This is a genomic window from Paenibacillus sp. J22P165 (assembly GCF_059692015.1).
Window position 1 is genome coordinate 58,254 of record NZ_JCAUAP010000018.1, and the last position, 23,279, is coordinate 81,532.

The 23,279-nt window shown below is 44.3% G+C and carries 12 protein-coding genes; all 12 read right to left on the bottom strand.

The window, feature by feature from the left end:
* Nucleotides 1-17: 17 nt before the first annotated feature.
* The 12 genes from AC58QM_RS31690 to AC58QM_RS31745 all read right to left on the bottom strand — a co-directional run bounded on the left by AC58QM_RS31690 (nt 18) and on the right by AC58QM_RS31745 (nt 23,278).
* Nucleotides 18-1,610 carry an extracellular solute-binding protein gene (locus tag AC58QM_RS31690; RefSeq protein ID WP_497288742.1) on the bottom strand — a complete coding sequence of 531 codons (1,593 nt, stop codon included), beginning with the start codon at nt 1,608-1,610 and terminating at the stop codon, nt 18-20.
* A 158-nt stretch (nt 1,611-1,768) separates the two neighbouring features.
* A complete protein-coding gene (locus tag AC58QM_RS31695; protein WP_497288743.1) occupies nt 1,769-4,105 on the bottom strand; it encodes a helix-turn-helix transcriptional regulator in 2,337 nt (778 codons plus the stop codon).
* A gap of 265 nt (nt 4,106-4,370) precedes the next feature.
* On the bottom strand, nt 4,371-7,583 hold the full coding sequence (locus AC58QM_RS31700) for an alpha-mannosidase (protein ID WP_497288744.1): 3,213 nt from the start codon (nt 7,581-7,583) through the stop codon (nt 4,371-4,373).
* Nucleotides 7,584-7,603: 20 nt separating this feature from the next.
* Nucleotides 7,604-8,542 carry a dihydrodipicolinate synthase family protein gene (locus AC58QM_RS31705; protein WP_497288745.1) on the bottom strand — a complete coding sequence of 313 codons (939 nt, stop codon included), beginning with the start codon at nt 8,540-8,542 and terminating at the stop codon, nt 7,604-7,606.
* Nucleotides 8,532-11,060, bottom strand: coding sequence for an alpha-mannosidase (locus AC58QM_RS31710; RefSeq protein WP_497288746.1), 2,529 nt, complete (start codon nt 11,058-11,060; stop codon nt 8,532-8,534). The genes AC58QM_RS31705 and AC58QM_RS31710 overlap by 11 nt, the downstream gene beginning before the upstream one ends.
* Before the next feature lie 37 nt (nt 11,061-11,097).
* On the bottom strand, nt 11,098-11,973 hold the full coding sequence (locus AC58QM_RS31715) for a carbohydrate ABC transporter permease (RefSeq protein ID WP_497288747.1): 876 nt from the start codon (nt 11,971-11,973) through the stop codon (nt 11,098-11,100).
* Nucleotides 11,974-11,987: 14 nt separating this feature from the next.
* Nucleotides 11,988-12,926, bottom strand: coding sequence for an ABC transporter permease (locus AC58QM_RS31720; RefSeq protein ID WP_497288748.1), 939 nt, complete (start codon nt 12,924-12,926; stop codon nt 11,988-11,990).
* Between the two features lie 87 nt (nt 12,927-13,013).
* Entirely contained in the window at nt 13,014-14,633 is a 1,620-nt protein-coding gene (locus AC58QM_RS31725; protein WP_497288749.1) for an extracellular solute-binding protein, read from the bottom strand.
* A gap of 220 nt (nt 14,634-14,853) precedes the next feature.
* Nucleotides 14,854-17,658, bottom strand: coding sequence for an exo-alpha-sialidase (locus AC58QM_RS31730; protein WP_497288750.1), 2,805 nt, complete (start codon nt 17,656-17,658; stop codon nt 14,854-14,856).
* A 26-nt stretch (nt 17,659-17,684) separates the two neighbouring features.
* Nucleotides 17,685-19,568 carry an exo-alpha-sialidase gene (locus AC58QM_RS31735; protein WP_497288781.1) on the bottom strand — a complete coding sequence of 628 codons (1,884 nt, stop codon included), beginning with the start codon at nt 19,566-19,568 and terminating at the stop codon, nt 17,685-17,687.
* Between the two features lie 275 nt (nt 19,569-19,843).
* The gene (locus tag AC58QM_RS31740; protein ID WP_497288751.1) at nt 19,844-20,821 is read right to left on the bottom strand and encodes a 2-hydroxyacid dehydrogenase; all 978 of its coding nucleotides are present in this window, start codon (nt 20,819-20,821) and stop codon (nt 19,844-19,846) included.
* A 15-nt stretch (nt 20,822-20,836) separates the two neighbouring features.
* A complete protein-coding gene (locus tag AC58QM_RS31745) occupies nt 20,837-23,278 on the bottom strand; it encodes a hypothetical protein (protein WP_497288752.1) in 2,442 nt (813 codons plus the stop codon).
* Nucleotide 23,279 lies beyond the last annotated feature (1 nt).

A 23,279-nucleotide genomic window follows, 5' to 3' on the forward strand; every position in this document is an offset into this window, starting at 1 on the left:
TTCTGTTAAACGTACAATTACTGACTTACTCTTGCGAGGGCCGTATTATAAATTTGTTCAATTTCTGTTGCGCCCTTTTCTTTGCATTGTTGAATAAAATGATCCCAATCATTTAATGCCCCATCATTGATGATGAATCGATCCATATTCACCGTTAAATACGCATCTAATTGTGTGCGGAGCTGTTTAAGTCGTTCGCGTTCTTCTTTATTAAACGGCGGATCGTTGACTTCTCTGAAATTAATGCCATTCGCAAGATCATTAATTGCCTTCTCAGACCACTTAATGAGTTCCGGTGCGGAAGAGGGTACAAGAGGATGGTCGTCAGAGTGCAGCGCTAAACCAAGGTAACCAGTTCCAAGTGCAGATTGCATCGACCGGAAAGGATCCTGTTTATCTTTAAACTTCGCTTGCGTCGCTTCGGAAATCTGATACTCGCCGCCAGGAAGCGTATAATCAACATTTTCTACACCAAAGCTTGTCAGATTGGTCCCCTCGTCTCCATACATCCAATCAATAAACTTGATAACTTCTTCAGGATTCTTCACTTTAGCGTTTATTGCGTACATTTCACCAAGATGATCAAGTTGATATACGTTGTTGCGTTTAACCCCCTTGGGACTAGCCATAACAGGTAACAATTCAAATTTGGCATTAGCATCACTCGCTTGGAGTGCTTTATTAAAGTTAGCACCGAAACCATTATTATCTTGGTAAAAGAAAGATTTCCCTGTACTTAATTTTTCCACCCATGTTTGTGAGGTAGCTACGGAATAATCCGGATCCAGAAGTTTTTCTTTATAGAGCTTATGAAGATAGGTAATCGCCTCTTTAAATTCAGGTGAAAAGGGACCAAATTTATACTGCTTTGTCGCTTGCTCATAGTACACCTTCGTACCAGTAATCGTGGTATATCCACTGCCAAAACCGAATGCAATGGGATTGATTAAATTTTCTGTTCCTGTTTTCCCATTCGCTGCGCGGCTAGTAAAAGGATAAGAGCTAGGATAAGCCTCCTTCAGCTTTTTGAGAACTTGATAGAGTTCCTCGTAGGTCGTAGGGGTCTTCAGGTTAAGCTTTGTCAATAGATCTACACGGATCATCGGAAGTTGACCTGACTGCAAGCTCCATTTGGTTGCAAGCGGAAAGCCATATATCTTGCCATCGACCTTCGTCTTATTGATTTCTGGCTTCTGTTTCATCAATTTTTGAAAATTCGGCATCTGATTCAGATACGGTGTAAGGTCTAGGAAAATATTCAAATCAGCGTAATTCGAAAGATCATTTTGATTCACCATAATCACATCGGGGATAGAGGTTGTAGCAATTAGCGTCTTCTTCTTATCCTCATAATTACTTTGTGGAACACTTTGTAATTCAAGCTTCACATTTTTTCTTTTACTAATTTCTTGAACAACGACCGAATTGACATCTAACGCTTGCGAAGAATGCTCATATCTCATCCAAGAAAGCGTTAAGCGTTTGGCAGTAACTGGTGATGTGCTTGCCGTATCTTTTGGCTTATCTGTGCTGCCACAACCCGCCAATAAACTCCCCAATAAGGTCAATGAACAGCAGACGGTTAACAGTCCTTTCTTGTGAATAACCACGTTGTTCCTCCTTACAATTCTGGATTTGTTACTGGCAATTTTATTTTATAGGCTAGCAGGCTCTCTATGAAAGAACCAAAATAGTGTATAATGAACCGTTATTCCACATTCAACGCGATGAATCATTATTCCCTCTTGTTCCAACTGTCCCGTATAGCCTATTTCTGCTTGTTTCCATGTGCACTACGATACTCATTCGGCGATATGCCTTCATACTTTTTGAAAAGACGTAAAAAGGTGGTGCGGCTGAATATGCCAATCTGATCGGCAATTTCGCTAATTTTCAAATCTGTATTGGCTAACAAATCTCTCGCTTTAGCAATCCGAATCAGACTGATATAGTCCGAAATATTCGTCCCCGTCGACTCTTTAAACATTCTCGATACATATTTCGCGGAAAGACCTATCTCACCCGCGATCACTTCGAGATATAAATCCTTTTCATAATGCTTCTCGATATAATCAGTGATGAAGGAAACCACCGCGCCAGATTTGCTTTCAGGCTTATACAACGTTTTTGCGATAATTTTATCGTAAAATTCAAGAATCCCTTTCAATCTGCCATCAAACTCACTTGGCAGGAGCTCCTTTCGACTTAAAAAAGCATGTTCATTCGCATCCAGAAAATCATAAACACTTAATCGTTTCTCCGTAATGTAGCGATTTCCCGTATTAAAGAACTCAACGAGCAAAGCACCTAGGAAATGATAGGAGACTCCTCTTTCTTTATTCAAGCTAATGATCGATTCCAATTCTACCTTCAACCCGCCAATGTCACCCGATTTCAAAGCGTTTACAATTTTGTTCTCATCGAGGAAGGAATAGTAATAGTTCTGGTCGATAACAAAATGATCCGCATCTAATATGACCATCTTGGAGGAATCCGTCCGCTTATCGATGGCTGTAATCGCGTCACTGTACGATTTTGAATAATCATCGATTTGATCGTATTTTTTTCCTAAGCCTATAATTAATTCGCAATAAATCATGTCGTAAGCAAACGTCGTTTTAACCATCTCTAACGCTTGGTCTAATTGACCGCGGTCATCCTCACTCTTCAAATTGACCATGCAAACATATAAGTAAGGCTCATATTCCGTCAAATAACAATTTACGTACTTCTTCATAATGCCCGAAAGCACATTTTTCATCTTTTCTACAATCAATAATCGGTCTGCTTCCACAATCTCATAATAAAATCGGTCCCTAAACTGAAGCATGAAGCAGCAACATAAATAATTCCCAGAGTTGAAATCGATTTCATTTAAGATTTGATTAACGGAATAAGGCTGTGGACCTCGATATCCTTTAATTAAATTCGTGAAAAACTGCTCGAGAATTTCATCAGAAAATGTGTTGATTTTAATATTGTCATCCCGATGCTGTTTGATCAATTGATTGACGCTGTTACCGATCCTTTGAAGCTCGCTGCTGTGATGTGCATCATTGTTCCATTCATCGGCTTTTTCAGTTTCTTGTAAAATATCTCGAATATTCTTGATGGGATTATATAAACGAACACTAAATATAAACGAGAAAGCTACGCCAATAACAAGTAAGCTAATACAGATCCAAATAATCAAATTGAAAATACTTGCAGACTCCTGGTTAAATGAACTTACAGGGGTTATCGAAAAATACTTCCACCCAAAATCGGACGTGGTTTGAACTAACCAGTTCTGCTCGTCACCTATCCGAATCGCTCCTGTGCTCTGCTCCTCCGAAGAAAATCCAGCAATGATTTCCTGTTTCGCTTTCTCATCGATCCCACTGCTTTGCAGAATGATCTGATTGTTTTTATCCAGAACAAGATAATGGCTATCCGCGAATATCGAGTTATTTTGTAGTGTAGCCATGATCGTCGGAATCGATATCGTTGTCACCATCGTCGCCAGATGTCCATTTAAATATTGGGTTGTAATACTCGGAATGACCTCGCGAGAAGCATTCATATCAGCATTGACCACTTTGGTCGGCTTTAATAATTCGAATAGACTGCTTTGTTGTAAGCGTTTACGCCAGAAATCTTTATTATACTCGTCAAATTTATAAAATTTGTCAAAGAAAATGTCAAAATTAACGATACCATCACTTAAATACACGCGTTTATCATCCACAAAAATGAACATATTATCAACAAAATGACTGATTGGATTGCGATTTCCCGCTATTGCTTTCACAATCGATGGCATTTTGATTTTTTCCTCATCCGTAAGTAAGGCATCCGGTCGTAAGTATTGCTGAATGGTTTCACTGAGCAGTAAGCTGTTATTCGTTGCTTGAGCCATACTTAAATAAATATCGATCGTTTTGGAAGAGGCCATGATATTAGCTTTAAGCTTCTCAGAAGCATCCTTCTTAATCAATTGATCTGCGTTAAAATAAGAGATGACGCCAATAATAACAATTGGAATTAGTAATGAGGTAAAATAGAGTAAAATCTTAAAAAATAGCCTGTTCTTATCCAACGATTGCTTCAGATGTTTCCAATTCAATGTAATCCCCCCATGTATGATGCGGACGCAGCATCTCTACCCTCAAATGAATCTACATCCTCCGCTCCCCACAAATCCCAGCTTAGGGACTTTGTAACATTCACTCTATGTAATATTCGGATTACTCCAAAGGAACTCCTTCCTTTAACGTTGATTGTTATCTTTTACCAATACTGACTAAGCATGAACGAAGGCCACATAACATCGCCAATAGCGTAGAGCGAGTTTATGTGACCTTCGTTTTTAAGAAGACTGAATAGATATCCTAGGCTAAAAGAATACGAAACGTTTTCAATTCATACGGTTTGAAATACGCTGCAAAGCCTCTGTCTGTATGTGCCACCACTTGCGCCTCGCGCTCCATGAGGTTAACTTCTTCCACTTTTCCGATTGGAAAATGGGAGTTGAAATCGACTGTTCCACGTTGACCAGCATATTCGTAGCAGCGGACGATCCATGCGTCTGAATCCTCTGCTTTCTTCACTGTATCCACGACTACATGCAGGCTATCACAAGCGAAAAAGCTAAGTGAAGCTGGTAACTGAGCTTGGGAACTAGTCAAATCGTTATTTCCGGCAGGGAGCTCAGCAGCTGAGGTTGGGATGTTTAACTTATGAGCCTCGATCGCCGTTCCTGCTTGAAACCAGTCTCCATTATGAGGCAGCAAGGAGTATGTAAATTGGTGTTCGCCAAGATCAGCCGTTGGATCCGGATTGATCGCTGATTTAATTAAAGTGAGCCGCAGAATGTTGTCCCTCACATCATGACCGTATTTGCAATCGTTCAACAGGCTGACGCCGAAACCTCGCTCGGATAGATCTACCCATCGGTGAGCACACGTTTCAAAGCGGGCAAAGTCCCAGCTTGTATTCCAATGCGTTGGACGTTCTACGTTACCGAACTGGATCTCATAGGTCGCTGCCGTTGCGCGAACATCGACTGGAAACGCCACTTTAAGCAATTGCTGACGTTCCTGCCAGTTCACCTGGGTAACAAAATCTATTCTAGGATTGTCCGGATACAGCACCATATCTTGGAATATCTCTGATTTTTCATAAGTCCAAGTAAAACGAACGACAGTGCGGAGAACCCCCTGTTCAATGGTGTCCACTGAAGTTAAATTTGTAATGTTTCGAACTTTATCGTGATAGAAAATGTCGATATCCCAAGCATCATTATCAAGTGGTTTATCCTCATGAACGTCGAACCGATTACCGATTTCGCCTGGTGCGAGCACTTCTCTACCCATCCGCTTATCGAACAAGCGAGTCAATTGCCCTTTACCGTTCCATTCAATTTCATAATAAGGCGTTGTTGCGGAATCACTCGTTACGTTAATCGGACTCTCCATGACGGGCTTGGCTTCAGTAGCGTTTTCAAAGTGAATCGTTGTATACCCGAAGGCAGGAATATGGTCTACTTCAATCATCAGGATGTTACCTTGCTCGGCATCTTTCACCATCTGAGTCTGCAGCATGCGACCTTCTGCGTCGTACCAGATTTTACCCTCGAATCGCAGCTCCCATGGGAGTTGGATGAGATCTTTGCGGCTCCACGGGAGGGTGTTCATGACGATCCAACTTGGCGAAGTTCCGCTGTGAACAAGACCTGCGAGTCCCTGTAAGCTTTCTGATTTCGCTCCCGCTGCCAGAGCTTCCGCCTCCGCGTACTCGATCCGGCAATCTTGATATACTTCCGCAATCGACGATCCTGGCAAAATATCGTGAAATTGGTTGCGCAGTACGATCTTCCAACTCTCATAGATTTGGGACTGAGGATAACGCGCAAAGCCTGCTAGTGAGCCTAAAATGGTTGAGATCATTTCCGCGTCATGTAGGAGATTCTCCATATGTCGGTTCATCTTTTTATTGTACGCTTGCGATGTGTACGTACCGCGATGAAGCTCCAGATAAAGCTCCCCATCCCATTTATGGACATAGCGATCCGAACTTGTTACGGTCTCTTCTAGCTGATTGAAATACTCGTCAGCACGGCCGATCGTTACCTTCGGCAAACCTGGCATATGTTCTAATCGGCGTCTAATCTCCAACATCGTCCGTGTTGGTCCACCTCCGCCATCACCATATCCAAACGCAAGCAGCATATCACGGTTCAACTCTTTATCTTGATAATTCTCCCATACACTAGTCACCGTCTCAGGCGTCACAAGGCCGTTATACGTATAGAACGTAGTGCCTGGATCAGCATCCGGAGCAGTCGTTGTAATGAAATGCGTCAAAATTTGACTGCCGTCGATCCCCTGCCAATAGAACGTATCGTGCGGGAACCGATTATAGACATTCCAACTAATCTTCGTCGTCATAAAATAGCGCAAGCCCGCCTTAAGCAAAATTTGCGGCAGCGCCCAGCTGTATCCAAACACATCGGGAAGCCACAAATATTCGCATTTAGCGCCATAGCGCTGCTCGAAAAAGCGCATTCCGTATACGAGTTGACGAACCAACGATTCGCCGGAAGGTACGTTACAATCCGATTCCAGCCACATGGCACCGCCGGCTTCCCAGCGGCCTTCCTGGATGCGATCGGTGATTTGGCTGTAAAGCTCGGGATAATCCTTTTCTAAATAATCGTATAATTGCGGCTGTGTCTGCAAGAACGTATATTCAGGATACTGTTCCATGTAGCGTAATACGGTGGAGAAGGAACGAGCCGATTTTTCTCTGGTGTGCTTGAGACGCCACAGCCAGGCAACATCGATGTGTGTATGCCCAATGCAGCGAACGGTCACTTCGCTGTTGGTAGGAATACTAGACAACTCTTCCTTTAGCTTGGTATTAGCTTCTTTAATGCTAGCGTAAAAATGATCATCTCCGGGAACACGCCAATCAATGAGCTGAAAAGCTAGGTCTAACGCCCTTAATAGGCTTTTTTGCTCCCAGCTATTATCGTTTAGCAATTGAATGGTTTGTAACACAGCACTTGCTGTGTAGTAGAGATCATCCGTCTCTTCATCCAGAAGAGCAAGCGTGGACACCTGAATTTTATGCTCCAACTCACTCTTATCGCCTGTCATACCGTTTAATCCTGTCCACACCTTAAACAGCAGCTCAACCTTCTGCCCGATCAGCTTCTCTGGTAGAAATACCTCTGGATGGTTGCCTCCGACACCTTGAAAAGGCTCACCGTTAAGGAAAATAAGCGATTCGAACCCTGAATTGTGCCCTGCACCCGTTTTACCGAAATCAAAAAGTCCGAGTGCCTTCTTCCCTTTCCATTCTACTGGAATTGTTATCTCCGTTCTCAACCAAGCTGTCAAATCCCAGCCGCTCCATCGTTCGCCAAGGGAGATCGTACGCCACTCTGCGTGCTCTGGCGGCATCGCAGCTACTGCTGCTTCTTGATCCACCCAAAATTGATAGCTAGGTATCGGTCGATGTTCGATGTATCGATAAGGTTCCAATTCACTAATTCGTTTTTCCAACTTTTTATCCGCTAAATGTATACTTTTGGGAAGCATGGTTATTCCTCTTTCCTCTGTTAATTACTCGTCGCCACGGCTGAGAACTGCTTCGATAACTCCTTGGAAAGACGGTATAGCTGATCGACTTCCGCTTTATTCGTGGCGGTAAATTCATCGTGAATTCGCGCACGCGAACGGTAATTCGAACTGATGCCTTCCTTCATCTGATAATATTTGGCGTTAATCGGATACAACTGCCGCTCAATAAATGAAGCTACACTTAGTAAATCACTTAAACGCTGCGCTTCTTCCGGTTGCTTCTCCCAATTATGCAGAAGCCACGCATACAGGTCCGGATGAAAGTTAGCCATGACCCCGCTGTAACCATCAACGCCAAGTTTCAAGGTTTCCAGAAGCGTTGCTGTATTGGCATTGTAAAGCTTTAAGGAAGATCCTTTAATCGCTTCCAGCTTTTCTTTGATCATCTCCACATCGCAAGAAGTGTCCTTTAAGAAGAAAAATCTTCCGGTATCCGCACACCATTTCAAAACAGATGGTGTTAATAGGCGTTTATATGGAAACGGACATTCATAGATGCCAAACGCAACATGCTCCGGCAGCAGATCAATTAGCTTCTGCGCGTTAGCCTTCCATACGTCATCGGACTCATCTGCAGCAGCTAAGCGGTTTGAAATGAGAATCACGGCCTCAACGCCTGTTTCTGACATCGCTGTCAATTCGCGAGCCTGGTCTTCAAGCGAATCGGAAATGTGCCCCGAAGCAATAACAGGAACCCGGCCTGCGGCCTTCTCTACCACAAAAGCGGCAAGCTCCACACGCTCTTCTAAGCTCAAAAAGAACATTTCGCTAGACTGGCATACAGCAAATAATCCATCAACTTTGTTTTGAATAAACCACTCCACCATACGTCCCATCGCATCAAAATCAATTTCGCCAGACTCCTTGTATAAGGTAATCATTGTTGGCCATACGCCATTAGGGTTATTAATTTTCATAAGACATCCCACTCTCATCGTTATTTTTAAGTTCCACAAAATTTACTTCCTGAATGGCTGCGTTCTGATCTGCAGGTATAAAAAACGTTTTAATTTCACACTTGCCAAAAGTACATCGCCAACTGCGTTGTAAGACAGGAAGATACAGGTCGGTCTCCACTTCTCTTCCGTAAGCTTCATTACAGCGTAGAATCCAACCATTCCCGTCTTCTGCTGGTTTAAAGGCCACAGCTACCACATTTTCTGCAGAAATCACAATTCCCTCGGAAACTTGCGGTAAACTACCTTCATGGTACGTTTCCCATATTTGCTGCAACGGCGTATGCAATTCGTAAGCCTTGCGTACGACACCACTATCCTGCCACGATCCGGAATGAGGCGAGAGTATGTAGACAAACTCCTGTACACCTTGATCCATATATTCCGATTGTTCATCTCGTTCGCCAAAATGATCGGCGAAAATCGGACTGCGCACAACCGTCATTCTTAATTCATTGTCCAGCACGTCGTACGCATATTTGGTATCGTTAATTAGCGATAATCCGAATACGGCAGACGGTTCAATTCCTTCCGTTGTACCAGGTTCATTTCCGGATACATTCACCCACATTTGTCCTGGCACCTCATTCCCATCCACCTTACGCTCAATGTAACCGTACGGAATTTCAAATACGGCTCGAGGCTGCAGGGCATTGATAGGAAAGGCAAGCTTCAGCATCTTATGCTGCTCTCTCCAATCCAGCTTCACCTTGATATGCAAGTCGGAACTGTCATGTAACAGGCTTATATCCTGACTAAGAACGGAATTTCCAAAGTGACTAATGACTCTAAGCGTCGCTCGCAGTGGCCCCGCTTCAAGTACTTTCACTTCTGCGTTACAAAAACGTCCCCATTCCTCACGATAATGTGTCAAACCGTGTCCCCATGTATCGCTGTGGCTCTCATCCAAGACGATGGGCACTGCTCCGTCTCCAGCCAGTACTTCTCTAGAGCCATGCAGCTTGTCAATGATATGCCTGATATAACCGGTATCTGGATCGATCTCAACGAACAGCTTATTATTTTCTAAAAAACATCCCTCAGCTCGCGCTGCACCTATTGGCTCCTTCGGATCGCAGGCTTTATCCCGGTAAACCCAGAACACCTGATAACCAAATGCAGGAATTCGCCCCGTGATTAACGTATCCCATTTATCGCTGGTATTTGTTCGAGATGCACGGATCGTTTGCATCGGCAAGGGATTGCCGGCAGCATCGGTCACACCAGCCAGCTTCTTGTTAATGCCAATCGGTGCCTCCACTTCCCACGATAAAGGGTTAAACACAACAAGAGGTGAACCAAGATCATTTTGCTCCCACAGCTGCCAGTCCTTCTCCTTGCTTAAGGATGTCACACCTGGTTTCATCGTGTTAATCGACCAGGATATCTTTTGAAGCGCAGCGTTTATCGCTTTTGCCCCAATGCTTAATGATTCACCATAAAATTCTTGAACATCTTCATAAGCTTCCTTAATACTGCAGCCGCCCATAATATCATGGAAGTGGTTGAACATGACATTTTCCCATGCCCGGTTAAGTGCTTCTAGCGGATACGGTAAACCAAGCGTCAAATTAGCAAGGGTAGCAAACTTCTCGGCTGTCAGCATCCGGTGCTCCACTCGCCGGTTCGTGGCCTTGGATTCGGAGTGTGTGGAATAACAACCGACAGCATGCATTTGCATTTCATCCTTAATCACAGGGATATCTGGATCCATTCTCTTCATCTCTGCAAAATAATGATTCGGGGAGCTTAATTGAATGTCGTCCAGATTAGGTCGCTTTTGGAGCTCATGAATGAGCTTAATATTCTCAATGGTCGGACCCCCGCCATGATTGCCGACGCCATAGAACGACATGAAGGCATGACCACTCGCTACTGCCACATTTCTGTGGGTTATGATCTTATCTTCCATGCCATTGCTCGCCCAATTGCCATAGCTGTCCGCTAGCCTAAATGTCATCACTCGGCTGCCATCTTCCGATTCCCACCAGAATAAATCATGCGGCAATGTCTTCTCATGTGCCCCAGGACGCATGAAGACGTAGTAATCCATTCCGCCTTGCTTCAATAATTGCGGCATCATGCCATGGTGACCGAAAGAATCCACATTGTAGCCCACCTTGGCCATAACACCGAATTTCTCCCTAAAATACCGTTGACCATATAAGCTGTGCCTAGCAAATGATTCGCCCGAAGGCAAATTGCAGTCTGGTTGTATCCACCAGCCGCCTGTAATGACCCAACGTCCTTCTGCTATACGCTGCTTAATTTCAGCAAACATCTCTGGCGCATTCTCTTCAACCCACTTGTAGTAAGCCGCGCAAGCACAAGTAAATACAAAGTCAGGGAACTCATTCAATCGATCCAAAGCAGATCGAAATGTCGCTTTGATCTCCGCATACCCCTCCTGCCAGCGCCATAACCAAACGGGGTCCAAATGTGCATTTCCGATTAAATGAAGCTTTGTTTCAACAGTCATGTTATCTCTCTTCACTCCTTATTATGATTTGAAACCTCTAACCTTTTACAGATCCCAGCATGGCTCCTTGCACAAAGTATTTTTGTACAAACGGATAAATGACAAGCACGGGCAAGATGGCAACGAAAACACAAGCGTATTTAATATTTTCGGTCATAACGGCCAATCCCGCTTCTGCTGCGCCAAGCTGTGCGGATTGTGAAGCCATATCTCCGGAAATGACGATATTACGTAAAATGATTTGCAGCGGATACAGTTCCTTCTCATTTAAGTAAATAAGTGCAGGGAAGAAGCTGTTCCAATGAGCTACCGCGTAAAATAGGAACATCGTGGCCATAACTGGCATGGAAAGTGGCAGCACAATTTTCATGAAAACGCGAAATTCTCCGGCGCCATCCATAATCGCAGACTCGTGTAGTGCTTCTGGAATATCTTCAAAAAATGTTCGCATTAGAATCATATTGAAAACATTGATCGCAGTCGGAATTAATATGGCCCAAACGGTATTGACCATGCCTAACGCATGAACCACCATATAACGCGGGATGAGACCCCCGTCGAAGAACATGGTGAATACAACAAACAACGCAAGAAATGAGCGCCCATACATATGCTTGCGAGATAAAGGATAGGCGCAAAGCGCCGTCATCATCAAATTAACTACAACACCTGCGGCCGTATAAAAAAAGGTATTTGCGTAAGACCGAATAATGGCAGGATCATTCAGAATGACACTATAAGCTTTAAAATTAATTTCAATGGGTCGCCAAAACACTTCACCGCTGCTAGCCGATGACCCGGAGCTAATCGAGATGATGCCCATATAATAAAGCGGATATAGGGTAATAAAGATCATAGCCAGCATAAAAATAATGTTCATTGTATCGAAATATGAAAACCTACGACTTAGCATCTTAATCCCCTCCGCTAGAACAATCTTGATCCATTTATTTTCTTAGCAATTTGATTCGCTGATACAACGAGCGCAAATGCCAGTACAGATTGAAAAATACCTACAGCCGCTGCAAAGCTAAAGTCGCTGTCAATCAACCCTCGACGATAAACAAAGGTTTGAATAACATCTGCGGTTTCATACGTGGGACCACTGTACAATAATAAAATTTTCTCAAATCCGACCGATAGCATTTTACCGACTGTCAAAAGGAGCATAATTGTGACAACAGTTGAAATGCCTGGCAACGTGATGTGAAGCAATTTGCGCCAGCGATTGGCCCCGTCCATCGTCGCCGCCTCATACAGTTGCGGATCGATAGCGGTCAATGCCGCCAAATAAATGATGGAGTTCCAACCGAGATTTTGCCAAACTTCAGATCCTACATAAATAGTTCGAAACCACTGCGGCATGGACATGAATGTCTTCGCTTCGCCGCCAAAAACCTTAATCACTTCATTAATCAGTCCATCGATGGAAAGAAAGTTAACCAGCATACCTACGACAACAACGGTAGACAGAAAGTGCGGAATATACGTGACGCTTTGGATAAATCTTTTGAAATACTTTTGTTGCAGCTCGTTTAACAATAAAGCGAACACAAGAGAAGATGGGAAATAAAAAATGAGTGAATATACGTTAATGAGCACTGTGTTGCGAACGACTTGCCAAAAATACGGATCCGTTAGAAATTGGCGGAAATACTTCGTCCCAGCCCACGGGCTATGAAAGAAACCCTTGACGATCGAATAGTCTTCAAATGCCATCAAATTCCCTACCATGGGTGCATAGTGAAAAATTATAAAATAGGCAAAAGGTAATAGAAACATGAGATACAGCGGCATGCTCTTGCGGATATTTTTTTTAATCTCAATAACTGGTGTATGTTTCTTAGTCTCAACAACTGGTGTCAAATATCTCCACTCCTCTCTAGTAAATAAAGGGACAGGCTGCCCTGTATGTCTTAGCAACCTGCCCTCTCACTGCATGAGCTTCAAACTTTACTTCACGCGGGCTAAGGCATCGTTGTAAATTTTGACGATATCATCTGCACCTTTTGCTTTGAGTTGTTTAACGAAGTTATCCCAATCATTAAGTGCACCGTCGGTTACAATAAATTTATCCATGTTTTGAGCTAAGTGAGCGTCAAGCTGTGTACGGATTTGTTTTAGCTTCTCGCGTTCTTCTTTTGTAAATGGCGGGTCGTTAACGAATTGTACATTTTCGCCTGCATCCAACGCTTTCGATGCTTTCGTGTTCCAATCCATCCACTCTTTGGAATTAAATGGTAATCCAGAGTGATCATCATTGTTCAGAGCAAGCCCCAGGTAGCCAGTGCCATATTCGGATTGCAGGGCATAAATCGCGCTTGGTTGTCTGTCCTTGTATTTATTGACCACAGCATCAGTTAATTTGTAAGTGCCATTTTCGCCAGTGAAATCTTCGCCTTTGATACCGAAGTTTGTCACTTCAATTCCCTCTGGGGAGTAGAACCAATCCATGAATTGAGCAACTTGTTCAGGATTTTTTACTTTTGCATTAATGACATAGGATTCTGACAAGTGGCCAAGTGCATAGATCAGGTTACGCTTTGCACCGCTCGGCGATGTCATCGTATCCAACATATCGAACTTCGCATTCGGATCCTTCTTCTGCAGGTTAATATTAAACGTACTTGCGAAACCATTATTATCTTGGAAATAGAAGGATTTTGCTGAGTTTAGTTTTTCTTGCCAAATTTGTGATGTAGCTGTTGCATAATCTGGATCAAGAAGCTTATCTTTGTAGAGTTTATTCAAGTATGTGATAGCAGCTTTAAACTCTGGCATTGCTGGACCGAATTTGTATTGCTTATCTTTCGGCTCGTAGTACACTTTCGTTCCATTAAAGGTTGTGTATCCGCTGCCAAATGCGAAGGAAATTGGATTGATTAGATTTTCTGTTCCTGTAAGTCCATTTGCAGCACGAGCCGTAAATGGATAGGAATCCGGATTCGCTTCTTTCATTTTCTTCATCACTTGATACAATTCATCATACGTAGTTGGCTTTTTCAAACTCAGTTTATCAAGCAGATCCGTACGGATCATCGAAAGCTGGCCGCCAACCCCCTGCCAATTCGCGACTAGCGGGAACCCATAAAGCTTGCCGTCAATTTTGTTTTTGTTGATTTCAGGCTGTTGGGAAATAACTTTCTTCAGATTTGGCATTTTATCCAAATAAGGAGTCAAATCTAGGAATGCGCCTGTGTCGGCAAAATTCTGAATATCATCTTGTTTAACAAGCATCACATCAGGCAGGGTATTCGTTGCGATTAACGTTTTCTTTTTATCATCGTAGTTACTTTGAGGAACACTTTGCAGATTTAGTTTCACATTTTTACGCTTGGCAATTTCCTGTACAGCTTTGGAATTGGCTACGATTGCTTGCGAAGCATGTTCATACCTCATCCAAGTCAATGATAGTGGTTCAGCCGATACAGGCGTGCTTGCCGTACCACCCGTCGTTGCCGGTGCTGCCGAATTATTCGTTGATGTCGTTGAGCTGCTTCCACAACCGCTAAGCACAGTTGATAGCACTAATAATGAACCAGTTACTGCCATAATCCCCTTTTTTGCTTTCATCGAATGAATCCTCCCATGTAATTGGATTGTTTACACGAGGATCATAGCACACCATTTTTGAGCATTTAAATATCCGAAATGGCGTTTAAAGCACCGTTTCTCCGCTATTTGGAGCATGATTCATTTCTCCGCTATGATGCAAAAAGTCAACATGGACACGTGGACATCCCCTGGAAAACAACAAGACCGCTTCCAGCTAGGGAAGCGGTCTCTTTCATTATTAAAGCAATTGTAAAACGCGATAAACGATAGTTGCCACTTCTGCTCTTGTTGCTTTACCTTCCGGATTAATCAAGTTATCACTGCCCTCAATTATTCCTGCTTTGACAAGTACAGCGACGCTTTCTTTCGCATACTCCGCAATACTAGCTGCATCCTTAAACGATTGTAAAGCGTCTTCACTACCAGTTACCGAGGACAACTTCCCTGTTTTTTGCAGAGCTCTAGTAACTAGTACCATCAAGTCTTGTCTGCTGATTTCCTCACGTGGGTTGAAATTGTTGTTTCCAACGCCATTCGTAATTCCAAGAGCCTTCATAATACCAATTGCTTCATAAAAATAGTCGTCCTTATTCACATCATCAAAGTTGTTGCTCACATCTGCCTTCAAATTGAGCGCTCTCACAACCATTGTTAAAATATCAGCTCTCGAAATATTTTTCTCAGGCGAGAACGATTGATCCGAGGTTCCGTTAACAATTCCTTTGCTTGCCAACACTTCGATAGCTTTTTGCGCCCATGCATAAGCTTCTGTTACATCACTGAAAACTGGCTTAGCAGGCTCTTGCGGCTGCTCGGGTTTCGGTTCCTCTGGCTTAGGCTGCACCACCGGAGGTGTGTAAGATGATCCACCACCTGATGGCAGCTTAACCTCTACACTCGCTGTCGATATAAAATGACCATCTACGGTTGTCGCCGTAATCACAGCTGTACCTGAATTCACCGCTCTCACAAGACCTGACGCATCGACAGTAGCAATATTACTATCGCTGGAGCTCCACAGAACCGCCTTATTGCTTGCAGTGCTTGGCAATACGGTAGCAACTAGGCTTGCTTCACTGCCTCTTACCAATGAAAGTGTCGTTTTATCAAGCTGTACCGATTGTGCAGGGATTGCATTGTAGAGATACACGCGCAATGGTACTTTGAAGAACGGCAGCATATCGCTTGTCACACCCTGCGGAAGCTTGGTTTCATCAACAACCCCAGTAATGTTGGTAATTAAAGCATCAAGTTTATAATTGGCCTTAATTGCTGCAATATCCCAATTCACCGGCAAGTCAACAGAAGGAAGCACACCGTTCGCCGCTCCACTTTTATAGGAGGTATAGGCTTTCACTGTTGCTGGAAACAGCGCTTTAATCTGACTATCGGACGCCGAGCTGATATTAAATGAAGCAGGAACAGCAATTTCACGATCAAAGCTTTCATATTCTCTGATGATGTTTACAGAATCACCTTGTTTAATCCAGTCCTCAGTAATTCTGGAGAAGGCAATATTTTTAAAACTTTCCAAGGATTGATTTGCAGAGTCCTTATCAAGCTTTGAGAAAAACCGGCTGAAGCTGATCAGGATATCCCCATTGTCTCCTTGCGTAATGGCAGGGTAATGGTAGCTTCCCACACTTTCTCTTGTATCTAGGGCAAGATGCCTTCTGTATTTCCACGTTTTCCCTTCATCATCTGATAGAGCGACAGCCAACGTGTTCCGGTTCGATTCCGTATCCACGTGAACGAATGCCCAATTGCCATTCTTCAGCTGAAGAAGATCGTGTCCTACACCCGGATCCTGTAGTTCAGGAACGTCCTTGACTGTTGACCACGTCAATCCTTTGTCTTTCGATTCAGAAGCTACTACTCGATAAGGTCTTGGACCATTATCACGCATATAAGCTACAATCGTGCCGTCTTTCTTTTGAGCCATTGTTGCTTGAATGTTGGCAACCCCTACGATGGGCTCGCTCATCTCCCAACGAACCGAGTTGTCTGTAAGTGGTTTGGAAGGATCATACTCTGTAAATGCCATAATGCTCATTTCAACGACATCTGAATACAAGGGTAAAATTAAACGAACTTTACCGTTGCCAATAGCGACCTCATATGGTTTATCTTTGGTTTGCCAGCCGAGACGACGGGCGTATGGGTAACCTGAACGGTCTTGATATATGACGTCCGCTACAGTCGGAGCGTACAGATACTTCGTTGGGTCGCCGCCAATAAGCTGCATTGTCTGCCCAACTAGACCATCAAACTCAGCTTCATTAACTCTACGGCTCATACCTGCTCCGCCATCTGCAACAGGTTTGAACAAATACTCTTTTTGCTCAATAAACTTGGTTTTTATCGTATTTACAAAACCCTTGGCCAACTCAGGGCGCGCTACAACAGGCGCTGTCGCCCAAGAAGGTCTTGTTATTGCCCCAGGTCTATCATCCAGTGACAGACTTATATTGTCATCAGGGCTTTCCGGATTGACAACACCGCCAATATTTTTACCGAGTTTAATCCCTACATTTTCAGAAAATCTCCAATTCGGCGCTACATTTCCAACCTCTGTAATCTCATAACTGCCTTTTTCGGCATAAGCGTATCTAGGCTGGGAAGTTTGCCATCTGCCCGCCAATACGGGATACCAGAAAAACCAGAGACGGTCGCCGGAATCCACATAAACGACAGGATTAATATCAGCAATATCTTGGGCATCCGTCACTACGAACGGTGTCAACCACGTTTTTCCACCATCCGTTGATCGTGCTCCCATAATCCGTGTCGTAGTCGCATCTCGTTCGCCATTTCCCTGAAACCAGACACATAATAACTCTCCGCTTGGCAACTCAACAATACTAGATCCGTGGATGTGGTCACCAGCAGCACCATTATCCTTGATTGGGTTGAAAATACTTACAGCTTTATCTGAATAGCTAAATGTTCCCGTAGGAGCAGCCAAGGCAGCAGGAACTAGACTTGTTACAGAAATCGCCGCACAAACAGTCAGTGTAGTTAGTAACTTGAACTTCCTTTTCATCTACATTACTCCTTCCCATGGATAACTTAGTTAACTTTAATGATACATCTATAAATTGTCCCGTATTGGTTGCTTACAGCCGTTATCATGGCAGTTCCTGCTTTCAGTGCAGTCACAACACCAGTCGTAGCGTTAATAGTAGCTACAGAAGGCATATCTGAAGTCAACGTCAGTGTGTTGAGTGCTGCATCGGAGGTTGCTCCTCCAATCGTTAAACTGTACTTAAGCGTCGTAGTTCCATTTACGCTCAGTTCAATAGTAGGTAAATTTGTCATACTGTCATTCGTCATCGCTAGTCCAGCGCCGTAAGTTGCTGTCGTTACAGAATTAAATAACGTCCCAATCTCGGTGTTTGCGACTTTAGAGAAGCCAATTGTTGGGCCTGCTGGTGTTTTATAAGTGTAGTTCATCAAAGCATTTCCAGCTTTGTCGACGACAACCGATGGATATTCATAGGTCTCCCCATTGTTCATGCCATCCTTAATCATGATCGGCTTCCAAGTCAATCCTTCATCGGAAGAAAGCAATAAACTGAAAGAACTCCGATTACCGTCTTGTGTAACCTTCACAGCACCGCGTGCGGTTTCTTGATTGGTAGCAATCAACCAGTTACCATTTGGAAGCTTAGAAAGTTCAAAACCACCATCGTTTTTCAAGTAAGGATCAACTTTCGGAACACTCCATGTTACGCCGTTATCCGTTGACTCCGAGTATGTTGTGTGCCATGCCATGCGTCCGTTTCTGCCATCTAGCTTACCGCTTCTAAAATAACCACGAATCGTGCCATCATTCTTTTGAATCAATGAGCCTTGAATCGTACCTGATCCCACAATTGGGTCACTAAATTTCCATGTGATGCCGTGATCATCGGTATATGCGCAAACTGAATTGGACAACGAATCTGAATACAACGGCAAAATTAATCGTTTAGTCACGCCATCTGCAAGTGTGACTTCAATCGGTTTATTTTTCGTTTGCCAGCCCAATCTGCGGTAAATCGGCCCCCATGTGTTCACGTTATTATCTGCACCGGAAGCACGTTCAATTGAATTTTTAATAATTGGCGGTTCATATTTGGTGTAACCACCTGTACCATTCGGAGTAAAGACGCCAGTGGTGAGCAAATTGACGACTTCAGCTGTTCTACCTGCATAGACATCATCGTAAGGCTTGGCGGTATTCAAATATGTAACGTACTGATCATATTTATTTCTCATCGAGACTACAAAGCTGTCTGTAATATATCGAGTATCTGTGTTGTTAAATAATGAAGTTACTGGTACATAACTGGATGGGGGCAAATAAGTCGCTTGCGACACAGATGTACCCACTGAGCTTGGTTTTACAAACTTAATATCAGCACCTTTGATGCCGTAAGTCCATTGTCCATTTGTAAACTTACCTTCGCCAACCATGCCGTCCCCAACATTCGTATAGATCGGCTGTGGATAGTGCCACTTCGCGTTGCCGCCATTACGAGCGTTATACTCATAGCTGCCCTTATCGGCATACATGAACTTCGTTTGCGTGGATACCCATTGTCCGTTGTATATGACGCCGTAGAACAACCAAAGTCTTTCTGTGCTATCTACAAAAAGAACCGGGTTGTTATCTGGGAAATCCCATGTATCATAAACAACAAATGGTTCTGTCCATGTTTTCCCGCCATCTTTCGAGCGAGAACCGATTAATTTGGTTAAATTCCCATCTCTTTCTCCGTTTCCGTTAAACCATACAGAGAAAAGCGTACCATCTCGCAATTCGACCATCGTTGAACCGTGATTCGCCAGTGTGTCGACGGGCATCATTCTAGCATGGGTAATGCCTTCCGGCGCAGCAGCAACCACAACAACAGAACTTAACATACTAAACATTAACATTAGAGATAATACGAGGCTAAAACGTTTCATCTTCTTCAAACGGAGTCACGTCCTTTCATAATGTTTAATACAGTACCCTTACTACCTGTTTCTTCCCTTTTAAATCTTATTGTTTCTTACAACCTTGCCCTTCCTTTCATTTCCTTTTGCCTTACACGAAGATATTAGCACATCATTTTTGAGCATTTGAATATCCAAATTGGCGTTTTATAGCACCGTTATTCCGCTTTTCGGAGCATGATTCATTTATCCGCTATGATGCAAGTGTCTGGTTTCTCTTACTCATGAAACCATTTACTACCAAATTATTTCCACGCCTCCGCATTGACCAGAAATTTGGGGCGCTGCCCCCCCAGACCCTGCAGCAAATTCTCCGCTGCAATGTGTGCCATCTTCATCCGAGTTGTAATGCTTGCGCTTCCGATATGCGGCAGCGTGACCACGTTCGGCAGCGTAAGCAACGGATGGTTCGTCTTGACGGGCTCCTCTTCGAACACATCAAGACCTGCCGCCCAGATCGTTCCATCGCGTAAAGCTACGTACAAGTCAGCCTCGTTGACAATACCGCCTCGCGCAACGTTGATGAGGACAGCGCTTTTTTTCATCCTCTGTAGCTGCTCCATGTGAATCATGTTCACTGTCTCTGGCGTATACGGCATCAGCAGCAGGACAAAGTCGGAAACTTCAAGCAATCGGTCCAGGTCCGCATATTCGAGCCCGTAGATCTTTTCCGCTTCTGGCTTCCTATTGCGATTATGGTACAGCACCTGCATATCAAAGCCACGTGCCCGCCGAGCAACCGCTTCACCAATCCGGCCCATACCAACGATACCGAGCGTGGCGCCATACACTTCTTGTCCGGTGAGGAGCATGGGAGACCACGTCTTCCACTCGCCGTTCCGCAACATATCTGATGCTTCCACAAGTCGGCGAGCCGTGGCAAGCAGAAGCGCGAACGCTAAATCCGCTGTCGTTTCAGTCAAAACCTCCGGTGTATTCGTCACCAGAATCCCCCGTCGATTGGCTTCGGCGATATCGATATGGTTATAACCGACAGCCATCGTGCTGATCACCTTTAACTTTGAGGCAAGAGCCATTAGGGATTGATCGATTTTGTCGGTGATCAGACAGTAAAGGCCTTCCGCCTCCACGATATGCTCTTCGAGAAAAGCTCTTGGCGCTGGTTCATCTTCCCTTGGCCACACGACCAGCTCATAGGCTTCCTGCAAAGCAGCAAGAGCATTCTCAGGTACTTTTCTTGTTATGAGTACTTTCGGCTTCATATCGTCGATCCTTCCTCATAGTTTTTGTCCCTCATGTTTCATGACCCATAGCTCATTAATGTATGGACCTACGCCCGATTCTTCATTCATCCAGACGATCTCCATTTTGCCATCAGAAATCATATCTGGGGTAACCAGATACTCATCCAACAAGCCTCGATACTTCACTTGCACATCATCGACATAATTCCCGTTAACCAGCATCCGAACCCGACCACCCCACAGGCCCATCACCTTAATGACATAGGATGCGTGTCGATCCAGATCATCGTAAGTCACCTTGATCGGTGCCGAGTAATAGGCATTCAGATAAGTGACCCAGGCTAAAGGCGGGCAAGTTAACCCTGGTAAAATACGCTGCAGCGCTTCCCTACAAACTCTTGTATAGGTGGTAGTCGATGAGGTCCTCAATACTCCTTGTAAAAGAGCTGGGTTATGCCTCAGCAGCGCTGTGTTCAAGAAGCCCGGATCGTCGGCCCACGAATGGGCAAATTCAACTCTTGACAAAGAATGATTGAATCCAAAATTATCGTAAAAGCCGCCAATTCCGGGGTTGGTTCGGTTCATAATACTGTCGTTAAGCGCGGAAAATCGCTCATCTTCATCTGGCATTTGTCTAATGATTGCAAAACAATTTTTAAGGAACGCCATGTCGTTTAGCGGTAGATCAATGCCATCCATAAACGCGCCACGGATCACTCCGATGGCTTTATGCTTCTCCACGGTTAGCTGCGCTCCGATATGCTCGAACAGCCGGTCGGCCAGCTCGTCGCACTTCAATTTAATATCCATGCATACAGGTTCCGTAACTTTCTTATCTAGTATTTGTTCCGCAAGCTCCATGACCTTCAAAGTGCCAAGTTCAGCAGCTTGAGCCAAAACATCCATAGCCTTACACTCAAGCTCCGTTTCATGTATCCATCTTCTTTGGATATAAGCATCGTAGTTCGCTCTCAGTAAGCCCTGCTCGAATCGGTAATTGTTCCTAACCTTGTCGTCAGCCACTGCTTCCATGGCCAGCCACTGTTTTAATGTGACCGGAATTTGGTGGCTTGTCGCCACAGGCCCTTCGAAATTACGCTCCAGCGCAAGCAAGCCTTGGCTAAACCCATGTTCAAATTCCGGACCGATAAAGTACCGGGCATACTCTTTTAACGTATCGAGCACTGGTGTATCCGGGCACCAATCCTGACCGCTCCACACAAATTTATTCACATCATCGTTGATGCCCTCAGAGTAACTTAAGGAGCCGACAATCCCATCGTTCTTCGTTGAGTTATGAATGTGTTTTTGAGCTATCGGTCTCGGGTTAATGCATTCTCTGGAGAGCGTCATTGCAAAAGCCGTATCCCAATTCGCTACCGGATATTGGCAGCTAAGGCTGTGCGTAATATCAGGGTAGCTTCGAATGGCTATAGATTCAGGAACAAGCTTTCTAAGCTCAGGCAGGGAGTGTTTTTCCCATGGTCCAAAAACAACCCCGGAGAGCCATTCTGGTTCTTTGCGCACATTCTCAAAAAATACATTCAGCCACTCATCCGTCGGATTAAAGGCCTGCGGGGAAACCCACAACTTAGCCTGGGGATGATGTTTATGCAGCACCTCGGCTTGCATCGCCATAAAATCGAATAAATCCTGCGCGCTTAACGCACCCGGATCTCCGCCGGGTACAAAGACATGATCCACTCTTTTCATTGAGCCAAAAATCTCATCACGCTCTGCCAATTGCAACTTCAGGTACTCGGGCTTCATAAACTCCTCATCGCTGCCAGAAGCTGGATACCAATTATCTTCGGAACCCATATTTGGATACCAAATCCAGACATCCAAGTCCATAGCGTCGCATACTTCCGATACATGCTGCATCATAAAGAGAGGATCATATTTCATCAGGGGACCAGTTCGATCGTCATCCGTAATTGGTGGCATGATTTCAATACTGTTGGCTCCGAACAGGGCTAGTTCTCGGATGTACTGGGCATAAATTTCTGGTGTCCAAGCGTCATACGCATTGGTTTTGGGTCTGTATCCAAGCTGATGCCCTCTCAAAGGGAAATGCGGTGTTTCAGAGAGACTGATCATGGAAGGAGCCTTAATACTAGCTTCGGTGAGGTACATTAAACGAAGCAGCTTCCCTACTCCATACAGAACACCTCTATCATCAACGCCTTCTACCGTAATCGTATATCGGCCCTCTTGATCCGTGGATATTCTGAAACTCTCCGGATCAGGCGCTTTCTCAAGCAGCTGGTTTACATATTTAATGATAATCAGCGGCCGAGAATCTGCAGGTGGCGTATCCACCACGGGAATTCGAATTCCTGTTCGTTTTTCAACTTCCTCGACCATAATCGTTACAGCGGTCATTCCTCTAGCCGGCATAGATTCCATTGCGTAAATGCTAGCGTCGGAAATATCGATCACTTGTACCCCGTTGCATACGGTGTGCTTCATCATG

Coding starts and splice junctions, on each gene's coding strand:
- AC58QM_RS31700 (WP_497288744.1), bottom strand. CDS start 7,583: ATGCTTCCCAAAAGTATACATTTAGCGGATAAAAAGTTGGAAAAACGA.
- AC58QM_RS31705 (WP_497288745.1), bottom strand. CDS start 8,542: ATGAAAATTAATAACCCTAATGGCGTATGGCCAACAATGATTACCTTA.
- AC58QM_RS31710 (WP_497288746.1), bottom strand. CDS start 11,060: ATGACTGTTGAAACAAAGCTTCATTTAATCGGAAATGCACATTTGGAC.
- AC58QM_RS31715 (WP_497288747.1), bottom strand. CDS start 11,973: ATGCTAAGTCGTAGGTTTTCATATTTCGATACAATGAACATTATTTTT.
- AC58QM_RS31725 (WP_497288749.1), bottom strand. CDS start 14,633: ATGAAAGCAAAAAAGGGGATTATGGCAGTAACTGGTTCATTATTAGTG.
- AC58QM_RS31730 (WP_497288750.1), bottom strand. CDS start 17,658: ATGAAAAGGAAGTTCAAGTTACTAACTACACTGACTGTTTGTGCGGCG.
- AC58QM_RS31735 (WP_497288781.1), bottom strand. CDS start 19,568: ATGAAACGTTTTAGCCTCGTATTATCTCTAATGTTAATGTTTAGTATG.
- AC58QM_RS31740 (WP_497288751.1), bottom strand. CDS start 20,821: ATGAAGCCGAAAGTACTCATAACAAGAAAAGTACCTGAGAATGCTCTT.
- AC58QM_RS31745 (WP_497288752.1), bottom strand. CDS start 23,278: ATGATGAAGCACACCGTATGCAACGGGGTACAAGTGATCGATATTTCC.